The sequence below is a fragment of the Citricoccus sp. genome, from assembly GCF_032154715.1.
Lineage (GTDB): Bacteria > Actinomycetota > Actinomycetes > Actinomycetales > Micrococcaceae > Citricoccus.
The window spans coordinates 1-19,491 of sequence record NZ_JALDXU010000062.1; the positions used below are offsets into that span (position 1 = coordinate 1).

A 19,491-nucleotide genomic window follows, 5' to 3' on the forward strand; every position below is an offset into this window, starting at 1 on the left:
CGCCGCGCCGATGGCCGGTGGGCCCTCCACGTGGCAGCTCGCCGCAGCGGTCTCGGCGGCCGGCGGCCTGGGCTTCCTGGCCGGCGGCATGCGTCCGGTGGACCAGCTCGTCGCGGACGTCGAGGCGGCCCGCCGGTTCACGGACGGGGCCGTCGGGGTCAACCTCTTCGTCCCGGAGCCGGCCAACACCGCCATCCCCGCCGCCCGCAAGGCTCCGGGCTCCGAGGCACGACGCCGGCGCGCGGCCGAGGTGGCCGCCTACCGTTCCACGCTGCTCGCCGAGGCCGCTGCCCTCGGTGTGGACCTGCCCGGCACCGACGCCCCGTCCACCCAGATCCCGGCCGTGGACCCCGACGCGATGGACGGCTGGGACGCCAAACTCGGGGCCGCCGAGGCTGGCGCCTGGCCCCTCGTCACCTTCACCTTCGGCCTGCCCGCGCCCGAGGTCTTCGACCGCCTCCACGCCGCCGGCTGCGTCCTCGGGGTCACCGTGACCACCGTCGAGGAGGCCACCGCCGCCCTGGCCCACGGCGCCGACGTGCTCAGCGTCCAGGGGCCCGAGTCCGGCGGACACCGCTCCGTCCACGATCCCCAGGCCGCCCCCGGTACCACCTCCCTGGCCCAGCTGACCTCCGAGGTGCGGGCCGGCGTCGGTCCCGGGGTTCCGCTCTTCGCCGCCGGCGGGATCATGGACACCGCCGGGGTGCGTGCCGTGCTGGCCGCCGGAGCCACCGCCGCCCAGTGCGGCACCGCCTTCCTGCGCGCCGAGGAGGCCGGCACCGCCGCCCTGCAGCGTGCTGCCCTGGCGCAGGCCGCCGCCGGCACCGGCTTCGCCCGGCGCGACGGCTCCGCCCGCACCGCGCTGACCCGCGCCTTCTCCGGGCGCTGGGCGCGGGGACTGCAGAACCGGTTCATGCGGGACCACACCGACGCCCCGGCCGCCTACCCGGAGGTCAACGTCCTGACCCAGCCCCTGCGCGCCGCGGCCACCGCGGCCGGTGACGCAGAGGCCGTGAGCCTGTGGGCCGGCGTCGGGTCCGCCCGGACGCGCGTGGGCCCGGCCGCGGAGATCCTGGGGGCTCTCGCTCCGTGAACCCCCTGCGCCGGATCGACTCCTTCTTCAGCGGCCATCCCGTCGTCACGGACGTGCTGGTGGCCTGCCTGTTGGTGGGCTCTTTCTCCTTCATCTCCATCGGTGCCGCGGCGCCGATCAGCAGCCCGGACATCTCGGGGTTGCCGTGGATGCTGCTGGCCTTCGTCATCTCGGTCGGTCAGCTCGCCCCGTGGGCCATCCGCCGGTGGCGTCCCGTGCTGGCGGCCGGCATCACGGTGTTCTTCTGCCTCGTACAGCTGCTGATCGGCCCGGACCTGTTGCCCTCGATCGTCATCGTGCCGATGATGGTGCACAATCTGGCGGCGAACGGCCCCCGGTGGGCCTCGTTCGCCGGCCTGGGCACCGCCCTCGCGGGGGCCGTGCTCAACGGGGCGAAGATCGCGTACGCCCCACCCTCCTTCCTGGATCCTGGCGCGGATTTCATCTCCAACAATGCGGCGTACACAACGCCCACCGAGCAGGCCGTGATCGCCGTCTCCTTCGCCGTGGGGGCCGCGGCGATCGTGCTGGCGGCATGGGCCTTCGGCGACCTCGCCCGCACTCGCCGCCTGGCCATGGAGCAGTTGCGGGACCGGGCCCGGCAGCTCGAGGTGGAGGCGGCCCAGGAACGCGAGCTGGCGGCCGCGGACGAGCGGAACCACATCGCCCGGGAGATGCATGACATCGTCGCCCACTCACTGCAGGTCATCATCACCCAGGCCGACGGCGGACGGTACGCCGGTGCGCATGACCCGCAGGTGGCCGTCAACACGCTGGGCACCATCTCCGAGACCGGGCGCAAGGCCCTCGGGGAGATGCGCCGGCTCCTGGGGGTGCTGCGTGGCCCAGAGGCCACCGAGTTCCACCCGCAGCCCGGCCTGGTGGACCTCGAGGACCTCATCAACACCATCCGCCTGACCGGCCTGGACGTGGACTACACGGTGGAGGGACAGGCACGGCGGGCGCTGCCGACCGGCGGCGAGCTGGCGGCCTACCGTGCCGTGCAGGAGTCCTTGACCAATACCGTCCGCCACGGTGGTCCCAACGCCCGGGCCACGGTACTGCTGAGCTGGACCACCACCGGCCTCGAGATCGACGTCACCGACAACGGCCGCGGAGCCGCCGCCTCGGAGTCCACCAAGGGCTCCCAGCAAGGCCTCCTCGGCCTGCGCGAACGCATCGCCCTGTTCGGCGGCACCGTCCAGACCGGCCCCCGGCAGGGCGGCGGCTTCTCCGTCCGCGCCGCTGTGCCGTACCAGGAGATCTGATGCCGCTTCTGCCCATGCCTCCACCTCCAGAGGACATCTCCCCACCGGGTGCCCCACGGGACATGTCCTCCGGATGTGGACAGCCCGACGATCCGGACAGGAGATGATGGAACCGTGACCGAGACCCAGCATTCCGCACCGATTCGCGTGGCCCTGGTGGACGACCAGCAGCTCGTCCGCTCCGGCCTGGCCATGCTCATCAACTCCCAGCCGGACCTTGAGGTTGTGGCCGAGGCCTCGAACGGCCGGGACGCCGTGGCCTCCCCCGCCGTCCGCAGCGCAGACGTGGTGCTGATGGACATCCGCATGCCGCAGATGGACGGCATCACCGCCACCCGCGCCCTGCTGCCCCAGACGCCCGACGCCGGCCGGTCACCCGACGCTGCGGGCGCCGATCCCGCCGGCTCTGGCCCCGCCCGTTCCGTGGGCACCGGCCGCACGGCCCACCCGAGTGCGCTGGGCGGTGCCGCCGCGGGGGGACCGGACGGACCACGCGTCGTGGTGCTGACCACGTTCGATCTGGACGAATACGCGTTGGAGGCGATCGAGGCAGGTGCGTCCGGGTTCCTGCTGAAGGACGCGCCCCCGGAGGAGCTGCTCGCGGCGATCCGCACGGTGCACCGCGGGGACGCGGTGATTGCCCCCTCCACCACGCGCCGCCTCCTGGACCACATGGCGCCGACTCTGCGCCGCGACCAGGCTGCCGACGACCGGCGCCAACGGGAGACGGCCTCCGTGGATGCGCTGACGCCGCGGGAGCGTGAGGTGCTCGTGCTGATGGCGCGCGGCGACTCCAACCAGGAGATCGCCGCCGGGCTGTTCCTGTCCGAGGCCACCGTGAAGACCCATGTGGGCCGGGTGCTCGCCAAGCTCGGGGCGCGGGACCGCGTCCAGGCCGTGGTGACGGCCTACCGGGCTGGTCTGGTCACGCCGTAGCCGCGATCATCCCGCGGCGGGCAGGAACAGCAGGCAGGCGAAGCCCCAGATCACCAGGCAGGCCAGGAAGAACGGCATGGTGACCCGCAGCAGGGCGCCCCGGCTGAGCATCCGTCCGGGAGTGTCCTCTCGCACGTGCGGTTGGGCCAGTCGGTAGGCCAGCTCGATCCGGGCGGGGCTCGTCAGGCAGCCGAGGCCGGCGGCGGCGTTCTGTCCGCCCATCACCCAGAGCGGATCCACCCCGAGAGCGTGAGCGGCGGCGGTCTGGGTGCCGCCGAACATCGAGTTCGCCCCCGTGTTGGAGGCGGTGATGTAGCCACCGAGACCGCCGATGAACGGCACCAGGAACAGGAATCCGCCCCCGAGGGAGGTCAACGCGGCAGCCAGGCTGTCCGCCAGCCCACCGCCCGAGATGGCGTAGCCCAGGAGCAGGTAGAGCCCGGTCGGGATGGCCGTGCCCAGCCACATCCGCCCGGTCTCGCGCGGCAGCAGCCAGCGGTGGTGCCGTTCCATGGCCAGGATCCACACGCCCGCGAGAGCGCCGCTGATGGACCACAGGGCCGGGGAGCCCAGCACGGCCCCGATGCCGTTGGGCAGCAGGGTGCGCTCGATGACTTGTCCGGCGATCGTCCCGACGAGGAGGATCAGGTACGGCGACAGGTAGCGCCACGGGGTGGGCTGGAGCTTGCCCCGGCTGATGATCACGGCCCACAGCGCAGCCATCACGAGGGAGCCGACGGCGCCGGCCACGGCCGTGCCGAGCAGCAGGTTGGCCACGACAACGACCGAGCCCTGCACGAGTCCGGCGGTGAACCCGGTGGCCGCCCACACGGCGTAGGCCTTCCAGGTCAGCTCGCCCCGGTGGGCTCCCACCTCGTGGGATCCGCGGCCCGCCACGATGGCGGCCAGGGACCCACCGCCCACGAAGGCCACGATGTTGAAGGCTCCGGAGGCCAGGCCCAAGTCCATCAGCGGGACACCGGCGATCTCGGCGCCGAGCAGGGTGCCCGGGGCCATGGACCCCCAGGGGGCCACGGTGAGGCCGAGCAGCGAGAGCAGGGCCGCCCGCAGGGGCGTGAATCCCAGGGCGAGCAGCAGCGGCAGCCCGATGATCACGGACACCCCGAAGCCCGTCACGGACTCCAGGAACGGCACCACGCCCGTCACCATCAGCAGCGCCGTGGCGACGGTGGGCCCGCCGCCGGCGGAGAGCCAGATCGCGATCCGCTGCTGGCCGCCGGTGCGGTCCATGACCCGGGCCAGCAGGATGCCACCACCGATGATGGCCAGCACCTCCACGACCGTCCCGGCACCACCGCCGAAAGCCTCTCTCAGATCCGCCCACGGGGTGGCGAACCAGGCCACGGCGATCACCAGCGCGGCCACCAGACCAGCACCGGGGGCCACCCAGGAGGGGAGTTTCGTCGGGAGTAGTCCTAAGGTCAGCACGATCGGCAGAGCCGCCATGACCACATCCACTGACGGCCTCCACCTTCTGCTGGACTTCCCTGTTCGCAGGGTCCAGACTCGGTCCCCGCACCGTCGAATGCTACCCCCGACCGCGGACCCCGGAGCCACGGCCGGGTCTACGGTGGAGCGGGGCGTGGCGCAACGTCCTGCACCCCTCCGCGCCGGAAACGCCGCGGACCACCCGTGAGGTGCTTCCGCACCTCAGGAGTGTGGCTGTTTACTCCGAGTTCCGAGCACGCGGAGCAACTCGTTCTCAGCGTTGACTCCACCGCGGATTCCCCGGGGGATCCGCAGGAGAAAGGCCGTTCCCAGAAGCCACCAAGCTCCGAAGAGAAGGTAGGAGACCGGGTGGATCGAAGCCGGCATCCCGGGAATGTAGAGGGAGATCAAGCCCAGGGTGAGGACGATGCCGGAGACACCGGTGACGGTACCCCAGTGCCCTCTTCCCGCGACGAACGGCCGATCCATTCCCGGCTCTCGCCGGCGCAGGATGAGGAACACCACACAGACCAGGAAATAGGTGATGACGATACTCGGTGAACCGGAATCGACCAGCCAGCCGATGGCTCCTGCGCCGAGGAACGGAGCGAGTGCCGACAATGAACCGATGAACAGGATGGCGTTGGACGGGGTCTGAAACCGGGGATGGATCTTCCCGAACCACCGAGGCAGCATACCGGCCTGCCCCATGGCCTGCATGAGACGCGAGGCGCCGACCAGCATGGCGATCCACGACGTGAGGATGCCGGCGATGCCGCCGGCGATCAGGACGTTGGCCATGACTTGACTGTCGAAAAGAGCCCCCATGGCATCGGCAGTGGCGAGGTCGGAGGTCAGAAGCTGGTCCAGGGGCAGCGCCGAACCGGTGGTCAGGACGGTCATGACGTACCACGCCGTGGCGATGAGCACCGAGACGACGATCAGACGTCCGATTCTGTTCGGGCTCATGCGGAGCTCCTCCGCCGTCTGTGGAATGACATCGAAGCCCACGAAGAGGAACGGGACGACGATCAGGACGGTGAAGAGGCCGCCGGCATCAGTGAAGAACGGCTCCATGTTGGACACGGCACCATGCACTGACGACCCGAAGACCAGCATCACGCCGACGATCAACAGGAACAGCACCACGAACGTCTGGACCAGCCCTGCGGCCCTGATGCCGATGTAGTTGATGGCGGTGATGACGGCGGCCGCGATCGATCCGATCAGGGCCCACGTGAGAGTCACCTCTGAATCGAAGATCGTCCATAGGTGCACCTGCCCCACGTCCGGCCAGATGTATTCCACGGTTCGCGGCAGGGCCACCGCTTCGAAGGCCACGATCGTGATGTACCCGCCGGTGATGCCCCAGGAACCGATGAAGGACCAGCGGGCTCCCAGGCCCCTCATCAGGTAGTGGTGCTCTCCTCCGGATTTCGGCATGGCCGCTGTCATCTCACCGTAGACCAGGCCGACGACGGCCATGATGAGTCCGCCGATCACCAGGGCAACCACGGCCCCCATGGTTCCGGCACCCTCGAGCCAGGAACCCGTGAGCACCACCCAGCCGAAGCCGATCATCGCTCCGAACCCCATCGCGTACGCGTCTACCGCGCTCAAGGCCTTCTTCAGTTGTGGAGCCCGTTGGTCCACCTCGGTCGTGCGTGACATGTCCCGTGACGTCCTATCTCCCGGCAATCAGCCGACTGGAATGTGTTGGCAGTCACCGTAAATGAGGAGGCTCTACAACACAACCCAATGCAACCTCTGGCTTCCGATAGGGTTTCCCTATGACCCTCACCCAACTGCGCGCTTTTCTCGTTGCCCTGGACCACGGCACCTTCACCGCGGCGGCACAAGAACTGCAGGTCTCACAGGCGTCCGTCTCAGAACTCATCGTCCGCCTGGAATCGGAATTGGACACCTCGCTGTTCACCCGTTCCTCCCGGCGCCTGGTTCCGACGTCTGCAGCCGAAGAGCTGGCCGCCCATGCCCGGAGAACCATCCGCGCCGCAGAGGACACCGTCGAGGCCATGCGCTCGCTCACGTCACTGGAGTCAGGCGTGGCAACCTTCGGCGCGGCCAGGAACGCCCATCTCTACGGGCTGACCAACCTGGTCCAGGAGTTCCACACGCAGCACCCCGGAGTGAGGATCCGGATGATCGGCCTCAATTCCTACGGCGTTGCCCAGTCCGTCAACGACGGAGAAGTGGAAGCCGGCCTCGTTGTCCTGCCTGTTCCCTTCGAGAATCTGCGCTACGAGCCCCTGCTGACCGACGAGGTCCTCTTCGCCACGGCGGGTCCACGACCTCGGGACGGCCTGGCCGACCTCCACGATCTGGCGGACGCCGGAATGGTGCTCTACGACGCACACAGCGGGTGGAACGACCCCACCCGTCGGCAGCTGCTGAACCGCGCGCAGAGCCAGGGCATGCGGCTCGCTCCGGCCATCGAGGTGGAACAGGTGGATTCGGCGCTGGCCCTGGTCTCCGCCGGGATGGGAGCCACCGTGGTCAGCGGATCGCTGGTCCGGGCCGGCAGGCTGCCCGCCAACGTCGAGGCCTACCCCTTCGAGGACCCCTTGCGGGAGTCCGTGGCCCTCGTCAGCCGCAACGACGCGCCCATTTCACGGGCCACCCGGGAGATCATGGCCGTGATCCGCCGTCTCATCGTGGAGCCGCCCCTGCGGTAGGCGAGACCGACGCCGGCCCCCGGACCACCTCGATCCACATCGGACGAGCGATTGGCCCGGGATCAACTGCGGTATCGGTCCATCCGGTAGGCAGCCGTTCGGCTGTGCGCCTCCATGCCCTCGGAATCAGAGATCACTCGCACCGCCTCGGCAGCGACCGGGGTGGCCTCGCGCTGAACCCGCTGGAAGGTCAGCGGCTTGAGGAAGCGAGAGACCGAGAGACCTGCGGTGTGCTTGGAACCGCCAGCGGTCGGCAGTGTGTGGTTCGTGCCGGCCATTCCCTTGTCCGAGTATGCGACAGTGCTCCACGGTCCAAGGAAGACAGAACCGTAGTTCCTCAGTCGATCGTGATACCAGTCGTCATCCCCAGTGATGATCTCGAGATGCTCGGGGGCCAGGTCGTCCATCAACAAGGCTACGGTCTCCCGGCTGTCCGCCACGGTGACCGACCCGTAGTCCCGCCATGCGGGCCCCGCGATCTCTCGAGTTGAGAGCGTGGCGAGCTGTTCGTCAATTGAGGCGAGGACCGCATGGCCCAGCGCCTCAGACGTGGTGATCAGTGCGGCCGGAGAGTTCGGGCCGTGTTCCGCCTGGCCCAGCAGGTCGGCTGCGACGATCTCCGGATCGGCCGTCTCGTCCGCGATGACGGCGACTTCCGAAGGGCCGGCGGGCAAGTCGATGGCAACACGTCCGAAGAGCTGACGCTTGGCCTCGGCAACATAGGCGTTGCCCGCCCCCACGATCATGTCAGCGGGCAGATCGTCCAGCAGGCCGAAGGCCAGGGTCGCGAGCGCCTGGACTCCACCGAGCAGGTACATGCGGTCGACGCCGGACAGGTGGGCGGCATACAGGACGGCATCGTTCGCACGCCCGTTCGGCTGGGGAGGGGTCGCGGCTGTCACCAGGTCGACGCCGGCCTCCTTGGCCACACCGACGGACATGAAGGCACTCGCCGTCAGAGGAAAGCGACCGGCGGGCAGATAGGCACCGACCTGCCTGAGCGGAACATAGCGAACACCGCAGAGGATTCCGGGCGCGGTCTCCACCTCGAAGTCCTCCAGATGGCGGCGGGACTCACGGGCAAAGGCACGGGTTCGTTCAGACCCCAGCTCTATGGCATGACGGAGGTCCTCCGGCAGACGCGAACCACTGCGCTCCAACTCCTCCGTCTCCAGCACGAAGTCCCCGTCGAAGTCGTCCAAGGTGCGCGCGTAGGTGCGCACCGCATCGAGACCATTCCGGTCGATGTCGTCAAGCATGCGGCCGACGACCTCAACGACCCGGGGGTCATGCTGGGCGGATGGTGACTGACTGGGAGCCTTGAGGAACTGGAAGCTCGACTGCAGACTGCTCAAGACCTGTGGTGTGAATCGCATGCGCTCACCCTAATAACAGGCGCTATACAGGACAACCCGGTGGATACCTCTATTTTCGACAGGGTTTCCCTTTGCATCCGCTGCAGGCGGTGATGGCGAGTCTCGTCTGCACCTCAAGACTGGCCGCGGCGGACCAACCGGCCCGATGGCGTCTGGAAGTCCACCACCGTGCCCCTGAGGTACGTCTCGCGGACCGTGCCGGACAGCGCCTTGCCCTGATACGGCGTGATGGGATTGCGGTGGTGGAGGTTGCCGGCGTCGACCACGAAGGCGTCCTCGGGTGCGAAGACCACCAGGTCCGCGTCGTAACCCAGGGCGAGCTTGCCCTTGTTCTGCAATCCCGCTCGCTGGGCGGGGCGGGTGGACATCCATTCCACCACCCGGCCCAGCTCGATCCCGCGTCGACGGGCCTCCGTCCAGATCAACGACAGTCCCAGCTGCAGGGAGGACACCCCGCCCCAGGCCACCCCGAAGTCCCCGTTCTCCAGGTCCTTCAGTTCCAGGGTGGAGGGCGAGTGGTCGGAGACGATGAAGTCGATGGTCCCGTCGATCAGCCCCTGCCAGAGCATCTCCCGGTTGTCGACCTCGCGCACCGGAGGGCAGCATTTGAAGGCGGTGGCCCCGTTGGGCACCTCCTCGGCGAGCAGGGTGAGGTAATGCGGACACGTCTCAACAGTGAGGTCCAACCCATCCCGCTTGGCGGTGGCGATCATGGACAAGGCGTCCGAGGAGGACAGGTGCAGGATGTGGGAACGCGCCCCGGTCCAGCGCGTGCGCTCGATGACCTCGGCGATGGCCAGGTTCTCCGCTCCACGTGGCCGGGACTTCAGGAAGTTCTCGTAGACGTCGCCTTCGGGGTGCGGGGCACGGTCGATGGCGCGGGAGTCCTCGGCATGGACGATCATCATCGAGTCGAAGGTCTTGATCTCGGCGAGGTACTCCTCCATCTCGTCTGCCTCCAGGTGCGGGAACTCGTCCACGCCCGAGTGCAAGAGGAAACACTTGAACCCGAACACGCCGTCGTCGTGCATCGCACGCAAGTGCTGCCTGTTCCCCGGGATCGCGCCGCCCCAGAAACCCACGTCCACGAACACGTTGTGTTCGGCGAAGAGCCGCTTGTACTCCAGGGCCGGCACATTGACCGTGGCTGGCACGGAGTTCAGCGGCATGTCCAGCACCGTGGTGACTCCCCCGGCCGCGGCGGCGCGCGTCGCGGAGGCGAAGCCCTCCCACTCGGTGCGTCCCGGCTCGTTGATGTGGACATGGGTGTCCACGAGTCCGGGCAGCAACGACTCATCGTCGGCCAACTCCACCGTCGTGCGTCCACGCAGTCCGGCTCCGAGGGGCTCGATGGCGACGATCTTGCCGTGGCGCACCCCCACCTCCCGAGGGGCGAAGTGGTCTCCGCAGGAGACGTTCTTCCCGCGCATCACCAAGTCGAACTCGCGCTCGTCGGACGCCGGGTCGGCGCGGTCAGCAGCGCCGGCGTCCGAGGACCCCCCGGCCACCGGGGTTGCAGCTGCTCCGTCAGCACGGCCGACTCCCTCGCCGCCGGGGGCCCCGTCGCGCTGCCCGTGCTCCCGCTTGTACTGGGCGATGAGCCCGCGCACGCGGTCAGGATCGTTGACGTCCTCGCTGACCTCGCGCTGGTGCGCCTGCTCGGCCTCGAAGGCGCTGTGCGCCGCCACCGGCTTGGTCACCGCGCGCGCCGAGTTCTCCTCGGCGATCTCGTGTGGCTCGCGGGGTGTCGTCGGTTCCGTCATCGCACTGTCTCCTGTTCGTCGGCGCCGGTGACCACCGGCACAGTCTCGGCCGCGTGGCGGGCACGGGCCAGTTCCGGTAATTCCGCCGCCAGCCGGGCTCCCAACTGCTCGAGGAGCCCGGCGGCCTCGCGCATGCTGATCCGAGGGTTCGGCTCCAGATCTGTCAGAGCGTAAGTCCGCGCGAAGCCGGCCTCCCGCAGGACGCCCTCGGACAACGTCGTCCGGCCACAGACCGCCACCACGGGCACCCCGGCAGAACGGGCCACCGCGGCGACGCCCAGGGGTGTCTTCCCACCCAGGGACTGCTCGTCCAGGCTTCCCTCCCCGGTGATGACCAGGTCGGCGCCGGCCACCTGCCCGGTCAGGTCCACGAACTCCAGGACCACCTCGATCCCGGGACGCCGGACGGCCCCGAGCACGGCGAGCGCCGCGAAGCCGACGCCTCCCGCGGCCCCGGCGCCGGGGGCCTCGGCGGCACGCAACACCTCGGGGCCGAGGGCCGCCGTCAGTCGATCCCGCAACCGGCCCAGCGCGCCATCCAGCACGGCCACCAGGTCCGGGGAGGCGCCCTTCTGGGGGCCGAAGACCGCTGCCGCGCCGTCGGGACCGGTCAGCGGGTTGTCCACATCGGCGGCCAGGATGAACTCCGTGGTCGCCACCCGCGGGTCCAGCCCGGAAAGATCCACCCGGTCCAGCCCGGCCAGGGAGACACCGCCCCGGGCGAGATCGTCACCGTCGACGTCCAGCAGGCGGGCGCCCAGGGATTGGAGCAGCCCGGCACCGCCATCGGTGCTGGCGCTGCCCCCGACGCCGATGACCACGCGTCGCGCCCCGGCATCGAGCGCGGCACGGATCAGCTCGCCGGTACCGAGGCTGGTGGCCCCGCCGGCGTCGAGCAGGGGTTCGCCGCCAGCATCCACGGGCAGTGCGGCCAGCCCGGAAGCCAAGGCCATCTCCACCACCGCCACCGTGCCTAGGACCGCGATCTCAGCTTGGACGGGCTCACCCATAGGCCCTGTTGCCGTGACCGGCCGGCGGGCAAAGCCGGCCCCGACGGCGGCCTCCAGGGTGCCCTCGCCGCCGTCGGCCACCGGCAACCGGACGACGTCGGCCGTGGGCTCGACCGAGCGGATCCCGGCCTCGAGGGCCTCGGCCACACGCGGGGCCTCCAGCGACCCCTTGAACTTGTCCGGGGCGATGACGATGCGCACTCAGGTGCCTTCCTGATCGGTACGGTCGTGGGTCAGTCAAGCAGGGCGATGGCCGTGGGAGCGTCCTCGCCGCGCTCGGCCAGGGCTTCGAACTCGACCACGTTGTCCAGTTCGGTGCCCATGGAGATGTTCGTGACCTTCTCCAGGATGACCTCCACCACCACGGGTACCCGGTGACGTTCCAGGAGCCGGTGCGCCTCGGCAAAAGCCTCCTGCAGCTTCTCCGGGTCCGTGACCCGGACGGCCTTGCAGCCCAGGCCCTCCGCCACCTTGAGGTGGTCCACACCGTAGCCCTCGGTCTCCGGAGAGTTGATGTTCTCGAACGCCAGGGAGACGTTCTGCTCCATCTCGAAACCACGCTGGGCCTGACGGATCAGCCCCAGGTAGGAATTGTTCACCACCACGTGGATGTAGGGCAGGTTGAACTGCGCACCGACGGCCAGCTCCTCGACCATGAATTGGAAGTCGTAGTCACCGGACAGGGCCACGACAGTGCTCTCGGGCCGGCCGCGGACCACACCGAGGGCCGCCGGTCCCGTCCAGCCGAGCGGTCCGGCCTGACCGGCGTTGATCCACTGGCGTGGTCCGTGCACGTGCAGGAACTGCCCGCCGGCGATCTGGGAGAGCCCGATCGTGGACACGTAGATGATGTCCTTGCCAAAGGCGGTGTTCATCTCCTGGTACACCCGTTGCGGCTTGATCGGGACGTTGTCGAAGTGCGTCTTGCGCTGCAGCGTGCCCTTGCGGCGAGCGCAGTCTCGCACCCAGGCGGAGCGGTCGGGCAGGCCGGCCTGCCCCTGGCGCTGCCGGGCGACCTCGATCAGGATGTCCAGGGCCGCGCCGGCGTCGGAGACGATGCCGAGGTCAGGGGAGAACACGCGACCGATCTGGGTCGGCTCGATGTCGATGTGCACGAAGGTGCGCCCGGCCGTGTAGGTCTCCAGGCCTCCGGTGTGGCGATTGGCCCAGCGGTTGCCGATGCCGATCACGAAGTCGGACTCCAGGAAGGTGGCGTTCCCGTAGCGGTGGGAGGTCTGCAGACCCACCATGCCGGCCATCAGGGGGTGGTCGTCCGAGATGGCGCCCCAGCCCATGAGCGTGGGGATCACCGGCACATCCAACAACTCGGCCAGCTCGACCAGTTTCTCGGAGGCGTTGGCGTTGATGATGCCGCCGCCGGCCACGATCAGTGGACGCTGGGATGCGGCCATCAGGTCCAAGGCCTTCTCGGCCTGCGCCCGGGTGGCCGCCGGGCGGCTCACCCGCAGGGGCTCGTACACGTCGACGTCGAATTCGATCTCGGCGAGCTGGACGTCCAGCGGAAGGTCCAGCAGCACCGGCCCGGGCCGACCGGAGCGCATCTCGTGGAACGCCTTCTGGAAGGCTCCCGGGATCTGCCCCGGCTCCAACACGGTCATGGCCATCTTGGTGACCGGCGCGGCGATCGAGGAGACGTCCACGGCTTGGAAGTCCTCCTTGTGCAGCTTCGCCACCGGGGCTTGACCGGTGATGCACAGGATCGGCACCGAATCCGCCCACGCGGCATACAGTCCCGTGATCATGTCGGTGCCCGCGGGCCCCGAGGTGCCGATGCAGACGCCGATGTTCCCGGCAGCCGAGCGAGAGTAGCCGTCGGCCATGTGCGAGGCGCCCTCCACGTGCCGGGCCAGGGTATGGCGGACGCCTCCGTGGGAGCGCATCGCCGAGTACAGCGGGTTGATGGCGGCGCCGGGCAGGCCGAAGGCCTCCGTGGCGCCCTCCTTCTCGAGGATGGCGACGATGGCGTCGACGGTGCGCATTCTGGCCATGATGGGCTCCTTGCTCTGGTCGGTTCCCGCAGGTCCCGACAGTGGGTGGGCAAGACCTGGCGGTCCGCCGGGGTGGGTGTTGGTCAGCGTCCGGCGCGGCCGGAAAGCGCCTCGGCGAGGGTGAAGAGACCGGAATGATCCAGACCGCCGTCACCGCGTTGGACGGTGGCGGCCACCAGTTGGGCGACGACGGCGCCCAGCGGCACGGCCACGCCCGCCTCACGGGCGGCGGAGGTGACGATCCCCATGTCCTTGTGGTGCAGCTGCAGACGGAATCCGGGGTTGAAGTCTCGGTCCAGCATCTTCTGGCCCTTCTGGTCCAGGACCTTGGAGCCGGCCAGGCCCCCGCCGAGGACCTTCAGGGCGGCGTCGGTATCCACGCCATAGGCCTCGAGGAAGACGATGGCCTCGGCCAGCAGCTGGATGTTGCCGGCGACGATGAGCTGGTTGGCCGCCTTGACGGTCTGCCCCGAGCCGGCCGGGCCGACGTGCACGATGGTCTTGCCCACGGCCTCCAGGATCGGCCGGCCGGCATCAAAGTCGACGGCCGCGCCGCCGACCATGATCGACAGCACGGCATCGATGGCGCCTTGTTCCCCTCCGGAGACGGGCGCATCCAGCGGGCGCAGCCCCTGGGCGCTGGCCTCCTCGGACAGCCGGGCGGCGACGTCCGGGCGGATCGAGCTGGCGTCGATCCACAGGGTGCCCCGGCGGGCGTGGGCGAAGACGCCGTGCTCGCCGGTGACCACGTTCTCGACGTCCGCGGAGTCCGGGACCATGGTGATCACGACGTCGGCGTCCTTGACGGCCTCGGCGACGCTTCCGGCGCCCTGGCCGCCAGCCTGGACGAGCCGGTCGACCTTGTCCGGGGAGCGGTTGTACCCGACGACGGCGTGGCCGGCCTTGATGAGGTTCGTGGCCATGGGCAGGCCCATGATGCCGAGTCCGATGACGGTCACGTTGGTCATGTTGTCTGTCCTCGCTGTAAGGGCCCGGAGTGATTCACCAGGCCTGTGACGGTGGATGGTTGAAGGGATCTTCAGGCGCCGACGCCGGCTGTGGACCAGGTGGAGACCCACGCGAAGGGGTCCTGCTGCGAGGCCTTGTACTCCAGGCCGACCGGCCCCGCGTAGCCGAGCTCGCGGCTGCGGGCGATCCAGCGCTGCAACGGCAGGTTGCCGGTTCCCGGCTCGTGGCGCCCGGGAGCGTCGGCGATTTGGACGTGGCCGAAATCGGCGGCATGGGCCTCGATCACCGCTTCGACGTCGTCTCCGTTGGTGGCCAGGTGGTAGAAGTCGGCCAGCAGCCTGACATTGTCCACGCCGGTCGCGGCGACCTGGGCGATGATTCCCAGCGCGGCATCGGCGGTCTTCAGGGGATAGGCCGGCGTGCCCGAGACCGGTTCCAGCAGCACGGTGCCGCCGATGCGGGCCACGGCCTGACCGGCACGGGCGAGGTTCTCCACCCCCAACTCGTCCTGGGCCGCGGCGTCCACCCCGCCCTGCCGGTTGCCGTACAGGGCGTTGAAGGCGCGGCAACCGGTGCGTTCGCCGATGGCGGCGACCACGTCGAGGTTGTCGTTGAATTCCTGCGAGCGGTCGGGCCAGGAGACCAGGCCACGGTCACCTCCGGGCATGTCTCCGGCGTTGAAGTTCAGGCCGGTCAGCTGGACTCCGGCGTCCCGGATGGCGGCCACGAAGGCGTCGATGTCCTTCTCGCCGGGCACGGAGGTCTCGAATGGCCACCAGAATTCGACGGCGCCGAAGCCGGCTGCCCGGGCGGCCGCGGGGCGTTCGAGCAGCGGCAGGTCGGTGAGGAGGATGGAGCAGTTCACGGTATAGGACACGTTGGCCTCCTGGGTGTCGGGACGCAGGCCGAGCATTCGGCCGGCGTCGCTGGTTCATTCCGTATGCCGGAATGACTCTTTTGTTCTATGGAAATCCTACGTTCCGGTGTGATCTGCGTCAACCACCAGCGGTCACCGCGAATCTCCGGGCGCCAAGACAGCGAAACCCGCTCCTCCACCGGCATGACGGCGGTGCAGGAGCGGGTTGCTGGGACAACGGGAGGCTTAAGAGAGCTTCATCTGCCGGTGGACGTCCTTGTACAGCAGGTACCGGAACCGGCCGGGACCGCCCGCATAGCAGGCCTGCGGGCAGAACGCGCGCAACCACATGAAGTCGCCGGCCTCCACCTCCACCCAGTCCTGGTTGAGGCGGTAGACGGCCTTGCCTTCGAGCACGTAGAGACCGTGCTCCATCACGTGGGTCTCGGCGAACGGGATCACCCCACCCGGCTCGAACGTCACGATCGTCACGTGCATGTCATGCCGGACGTCGTCCGGGTCCACGAACCGGGTCGTGGCCCACCGGCCGTCCGTGCCGGGCATGACCGTTGGCTCCACCTCCTGTTCGTTCGTCACGAACGGGGACGGCGCCTCGATACCCTCCACGCGTTCGTAGGCCTTGCGGATCCAGTGGAAGCGCGCGGGTTCGTCGCCGTGGTTACGCACCGCCCAGGCGCACTCGGGCGGCAGGAAGGCGTAGCCACCCGGGCCGAGCTCATACTCCTGCCCCTCGATGGTCAGGATGAGGGAGCCCTCCATGAGGAAGATGACGCCCTCCACACCCGAAGCCGTCTCGGGGCTGTCACTGCCCCCGCCCGGGGCGACCTCCATGATGTACTGCGAGAACGTCTCGGCGAAGCCCGAGAGCGGCCGCGCCAGCACCCACAGTCGGGTGTCGTCCCAGAACGGCAGCCGACTCGTCACGATGTCCTGCATGGTGCCCCGCGGGATGACCGCGTAGGCCTCGGTGAACATCGCCCGGTCCGTCAGTAGATCAGTCTGCGGCGGGTGGCCGCCATGCGGGGCGTGGTACGTGATCTCGCTCATGTGAAAATTCCTTCGGTGGTCGACGCGGCCGCCAGGGCCGCCTTGGGGTGGGCGAGGGCGAAGAGTGCCTGCGGGCCGATCCCCACCGTCTCCTCGAGTTCCTCCGCCGAGATGGCTCCACACTGGACCCCCCGGTGGACGAACCGCGCGAGGGCGCGGGCCGTGGCCGGCTCATCCATGAACTCGGATTCCAGACGGTGGACGTAATTCCGCAGCCGCAGCGCCGCCGGGGCGAACCCCTCGCGATAGAAGAAGTACGTGGCCAGGAACCGGGTGGGCAGCTGGTGCGGATGCAGGTCCCACCCCTGGTAGTAGCCCCGCTCCAGGGAACGGCGCACCAGGCGGGCGTGCAGGCCCCAGGCGTCCAGCTTCTGCCGCTCGTCTCCCACGGGCAGGATGTTGGTGGAGCCATCGGAGAGCCGCACGCCGGTTCCGGCCACGGCCACCTGCATCACTGCCTTGCCATGGTCCGCCGCCGGGTGCTCCATCGATTGGTAGGCGGCGGCGATCTGCAGGGAATCGGAGTAGTCATACGTCCCGTAGTGCAGGGCCTCGACCCGGCCATGCGAGCGGTGGAGCATCGCCGGGATCGGGCAGGTTCCGTCCGGGCCGAGGATCATCGGCGCCGTCTCCATCTGCACCTCGAAGCGCAGTCGCCCGGCCGGCAGTCCCAATGCCTCCTCCAGTCGCTCGCATGCTTCCACCATGACCAGGACCTGCTCCACGGCGCTGACCTTGGGCAGGGTCAGGACCAGGCCCCTCGGCAGCCCGTCCTCGCTGTGCCCGGCGGATCGCAGCCCGCCCTCGCGCACCAGGGTAGTCAGGAACAGGTCGAGGGTCCGCAAGCCGCGGTCACGGGTGGGGGCCTCCAGGCACTTGAAGCGGATGCCGATGAACGGCGGCGCGGTGTCCTCCCGGACCGCGTCGGCCACAGTGCGTGCCGAGCGGACGGCCCACTCGTCCTCCTCCTGGTCACCCCGGTCCCCGAAGCCGTCCTCGAAGTCCAGGCGGATGTCCTCGATCGGCTCCTCGGCCAGCTTGCGCTCGACCGCGCGTGCCACCAATTCCACCAGGGCGACGTCGGCCCCCGGGGGCGCGACGCGCTCGGCCAGGGCCGCGGCCCCGAGCCCTGCCAGGGACTCGTCGGCGCGGGTCCCCCACTGCGCGGCCGTGCCGACAGTGAAGGCATCGGCCGGCAGATAGACGGTGTGCACCGGCTGCCGGGTCCCCGGATCTCCCGGAAAATGGTGTTCGAGCAGTGCGTCAGTGCCGGCCAGCCGCTCGGATGCCCGCTGCTGGAAAGAGGGGCCGAGCACCCCGGCATCCGGATAGCCGGCGCTCACTGGGCGGCCACGCCGTCGAAGGCGGACTTCTCGAGCAGTTCGTAGGCCGGAAGGGTCAGGAAATCGACGTAGTCCTCCCCCAGGACCAGATCGGAGATCAGGCCGGCCGCGGGCTCGAAGTACCGCTCGTAGGACTCGGCGCCCATCTCCTGACGCAGCACCCGCTTCTGGCGCTCAAGCTCCTCGGCCACCAGCTCTCGCGTGGCGGTGTTGCCGGTGTCCTCGAAGACCACGCCGTTCCGGATCTGCTGCCACACCTGCGAGCGGGAGATCTCCGCGGTGGCGGCGTCCTCCATCAGGTTGTGAATGGCCACCGCACCGTTCCCGGACAGCCAGACTCCGGTGTAGCGGATCGCCACGTACAGGTTGGCGGCCAGCTCCTTCTGCGTGCTCACCCGGCCGGCGCTGGGCACGTCGAGCAGCTGATCGGCGGTCACCCGGACCTCCTCACGCAGTCGGCCCACCTGGTTGGGATCATTCCCGAGGAACTCGTCGAAGACCTCGCGGCACGTGGGCACGAGGTCAGGGTGGGCCACCCATGATCCGTCGAAGCCGTCCGTCGCCTCCCGGGTCTTGTCCGCCCGGACCTTGGCGAAGGCGGCCTCGGTGGTCTCGGGTTCACGACGGTTCGGGATCACGGCGGCCATGCCTCCCATCGCGAACGCCCCGCGCCGGTGGCAGGTCTTCACCAGCAGCTCGGTGTAGGCCCGCATCAGCGGGGCCGTCATGGTGATGGTGGAGCGGTCGGCGAGGACGAACCGCTCCCCGGCGTCCCGGAAGGTCTTGATGATGCTGAACAGGTAATCCCAGCGTCCCGCGTTGAGGCCGGAGGCATGATCACGGAGCTCATAGAGGATTTCCTCCATCTGGAACGCTGCGGGGATCGTCTCGATGAGCACCGTGGCCCGGACCGTGCCGTGCTCGATTCCCAGGTAGTCCTCGGCGAAGGTGAAGACCTCGTTCCACAGCCGCGCCTCGAGGTGGGATTCCATCTTCGGCAGGTAGTAGTACGGACCGTGGCCGTTGGCCAGCAGTACCTTCGCCGTATGGAAGAAGTGCAGGCCGAAGTCCACAAGCGCGCCCGAGGCGTTGCGCCCGTCGACGCTCACGTTGTACTCGGGCAGGTGCCAGCCGCGGGGGCGGGTGACCACCACGGCGAGCGGCGCATCGTCGCGCAGCGCGTAATTCTTCCCCTCGGGGGACGTGTACGCCAGCGTTCCGAGGGCTGCGTCGCGCAGGTTCAGGATGCCATCGACCTGGCTGTACCAGGTGGGGCTCGAGGCGTCCTCCAGGTCGGCCAGCCACACCTTCGCACCGGAATTCAGGGCGTTGATGGCCATCTTGGCGGGCGAGGCGGGGCCGGTCATCTCCACGCGACGGTCCTGCAGCGCCGGAGGCGCCGGCGCGACCGTCCAGTCACCTTCACGGATCTCCCGTGTCTCGGGGAGGAAGTCAAGTGTCCCGGTGGAGGCGGCGTGCTCCCGTGCCGTGACCCGCTGACCCAACAACTGCTCGCGGCGGGGCGCGAAGTTCTGGTGCAGGGCCTCCACGAAGGCGAAGGCCTCGTCGGTGAGGATCTCGCCCGCGCGATCCAGGTGTGCGGGGCGGGTGAACTCGATGGTCATGGTGTTCTCCGTTCGTGCTGATCGGTCCACGTC

The 19,491-nt window shown here is 69.2% G+C and carries 15 protein-coding genes; 4 read left to right on the forward strand and 11 right to left on the reverse strand.

All coding sequences use genetic code 11. From position 1 onward, the window contains the following. From RUH65_RS10905 to RUH65_RS10915, 3 genes are all read left to right on the forward strand, one after another. Positions 1-1,093 (forward strand): nitronate monooxygenase (locus RUH65_RS10905; protein WP_313817437.1); only part of this gene is annotated, 1,093 nt, incomplete at its 5' end. Next, complete coding sequence (locus tag RUH65_RS10910) at positions 1,090-2,361, forward strand: histidine kinase (protein ID WP_313817439.1); 1,272 nt, start codon at positions 1,090-1,092, stop codon at positions 2,359-2,361. The genes RUH65_RS10905 and RUH65_RS10910, both read left to right, overlap by 4 nt. A 192-nt stretch (positions 2,362-2,553) precedes the next feature. Beyond that, positions 2,554-3,297, forward strand: a complete 744-nt coding sequence (locus tag RUH65_RS10915) for a LuxR C-terminal-related transcriptional regulator (RefSeq protein WP_396180067.1) — start codon at positions 2,554-2,556, stop codon at positions 3,295-3,297. A 6-nt stretch (positions 3,298-3,303) separates the two neighbouring features. On the opposite strand, the gene RUH65_RS10920 is transcribed toward RUH65_RS10915, so the two are convergent. Both RUH65_RS10920 and RUH65_RS10925 read right to left on the reverse strand, forming a co-directional pair. Continuing rightward, positions 3,304-4,764, reverse strand: coding sequence for an L-lactate permease (locus RUH65_RS10920; RefSeq protein ID WP_313817441.1), 1,461 nt, complete (start codon positions 4,762-4,764; stop codon positions 3,304-3,306). Positions 4,765-4,968: 204 nt separating this feature from the next. Continuing rightward, complete coding sequence (locus RUH65_RS10925; protein WP_313817442.1) at positions 4,969-6,417, reverse strand: APC family permease; 1,449 nt, start codon at positions 6,415-6,417, stop codon at positions 4,969-4,971. Between the two features lie 119 nt (positions 6,418-6,536). On the opposite strand from RUH65_RS10925, the gene RUH65_RS10930 reads away from it, so the two are divergent. Next, a complete protein-coding gene (locus RUH65_RS10930) occupies positions 6,537-7,439 on the forward strand; it encodes a LysR family transcriptional regulator (protein WP_313817443.1) in 903 nt (300 codons plus the stop codon). 62 nt (positions 7,440-7,501) lie between these two features. On the opposite strand, the gene hisD is transcribed toward RUH65_RS10930, so the two are convergent. The 9 genes from hisD to aceB form a co-directional block, all read right to left on the reverse strand. Next, positions 7,502-8,815, reverse strand: a complete 1,314-nt coding sequence (gene hisD / locus RUH65_RS10935) for a histidinol dehydrogenase (RefSeq protein WP_313817444.1) — start codon at positions 8,813-8,815, stop codon at positions 7,502-7,504. Between the two features lie 113 nt (positions 8,816-8,928). After that, entirely contained in the window at positions 8,929-10,245 is a 1,317-nt protein-coding gene (allB, locus tag RUH65_RS10940; RefSeq protein ID WP_313817451.1) for an allantoinase AllB, read from the reverse strand. A gap of 329 nt (positions 10,246-10,574) precedes the next feature. Next, the gene (locus tag RUH65_RS10945; RefSeq protein ID WP_313817445.1) at positions 10,575-11,789 is read right to left on the reverse strand and encodes a glycerate kinase; all 1,215 of its coding nucleotides are present in this window, start codon (positions 11,787-11,789) and stop codon (positions 10,575-10,577) included. A gap of 32 nt (positions 11,790-11,821) precedes the next feature. Beyond that, a complete protein-coding gene (gene gcl, locus RUH65_RS10950; RefSeq protein WP_313817446.1) occupies positions 11,822-13,597 on the reverse strand; it encodes a glyoxylate carboligase in 1,776 nt (591 codons plus the stop codon). 83 nt (positions 13,598-13,680) lie between these two features. Further along, positions 13,681-14,565 carry a 2-hydroxy-3-oxopropionate reductase gene (locus RUH65_RS10955; RefSeq protein ID WP_313817447.1) on the reverse strand — a complete coding sequence of 295 codons (885 nt, stop codon included), beginning with the start codon at positions 14,563-14,565 and terminating at the stop codon, positions 13,681-13,683. Between the two features lie 71 nt (positions 14,566-14,636). After that, positions 14,637-15,443 carry a TIM barrel protein gene (locus RUH65_RS10960; protein WP_313817448.1) on the reverse strand — a complete coding sequence of 269 codons (807 nt, stop codon included), beginning with the start codon at positions 15,441-15,443 and terminating at the stop codon, positions 14,637-14,639. 225 nt (positions 15,444-15,668) lie between these two features. Further along, positions 15,669-16,490 (reverse strand): bifunctional allantoicase/(S)-ureidoglycine aminohydrolase, encoded by an 822-nt coding sequence (locus RUH65_RS10965; RefSeq protein WP_313817449.1) that lies wholly within the window; start codon positions 16,488-16,490, stop codon positions 15,669-15,671. Beyond that, positions 16,487-17,806: a DUF6986 family protein gene (locus RUH65_RS10970; RefSeq protein WP_313817450.1), complete on the reverse strand. Its 1,320-nt coding sequence runs from the start codon at positions 17,804-17,806 to the stop codon at positions 16,487-16,489. Before RUH65_RS10970 ends, RUH65_RS10965 begins: the two co-directional genes overlap by 4 nt. 23 nt (positions 17,807-17,829) lie before the next feature. After that, positions 17,830-19,458: a malate synthase A gene (gene aceB, locus RUH65_RS10975; RefSeq protein ID WP_313817452.1), complete on the reverse strand. Its 1,629-nt coding sequence runs from the start codon at positions 19,456-19,458 to the stop codon at positions 17,830-17,832. Positions 19,459-19,491 lie beyond the last annotated feature (33 nt).

Bases quoted from the DNA above. Each gene is read 5' to 3' on its own strand.
- RUH65_RS10955 (WP_313817447.1), bottom strand. From the start codon at position 14,565: ATGACCAACGTGACCGTCATCGGACTCGGCATCATGGGCCTGCCCATG.
- allB (WP_313817451.1), bottom strand. From the start codon at position 10,245: ATGCGCGGGAAGAACGTCTCCTGCGGAGACCACTTCGCCCCTCGGGAG.
- RUH65_RS10930 (WP_313817443.1), top strand. From the start codon at position 6,537: ATGACCCTCACCCAACTGCGCGCTTTTCTCGTTGCCCTGGACCACGGC.
- gcl (WP_313817446.1), bottom strand. From the start codon at position 13,597: ATGGCCAGAATGCGCACCGTCGACGCCATCGTCGCCATCCTCGAGAAG.
- RUH65_RS10965 (WP_313817449.1), bottom strand. From the start codon at position 16,490: ATGAGCGAGATCACGTACCACGCCCCGCATGGCGGCCACCCGCCGCAG.
- RUH65_RS10915 (WP_396180067.1), top strand. From the start codon at position 2,554: ATGCTCATCAACTCCCAGCCGGACCTTGAGGTTGTGGCCGAGGCCTCG.
- aceB (WP_313817452.1), bottom strand. From the start codon at position 19,458: ATGACCATCGAGTTCACCCGCCCCGCACACCTGGATCGCGCGGGCGAG.
- RUH65_RS10925 (WP_313817442.1), bottom strand. From the start codon at position 6,417: ATGTCACGCACGACCGAGGTGGACCAACGGGCTCCACAACTGAAGAAG.
- hisD (WP_313817444.1), bottom strand. From the start codon at position 8,815: ATGCGATTCACACCACAGGTCTTGAGCAGTCTGCAGTCGAGCTTCCAG.
- RUH65_RS10920 (WP_313817441.1), bottom strand. From the start codon at position 4,764: ATGGCGGCTCTGCCGATCGTGCTGACCTTAGGACTACTCCCGACGAAA.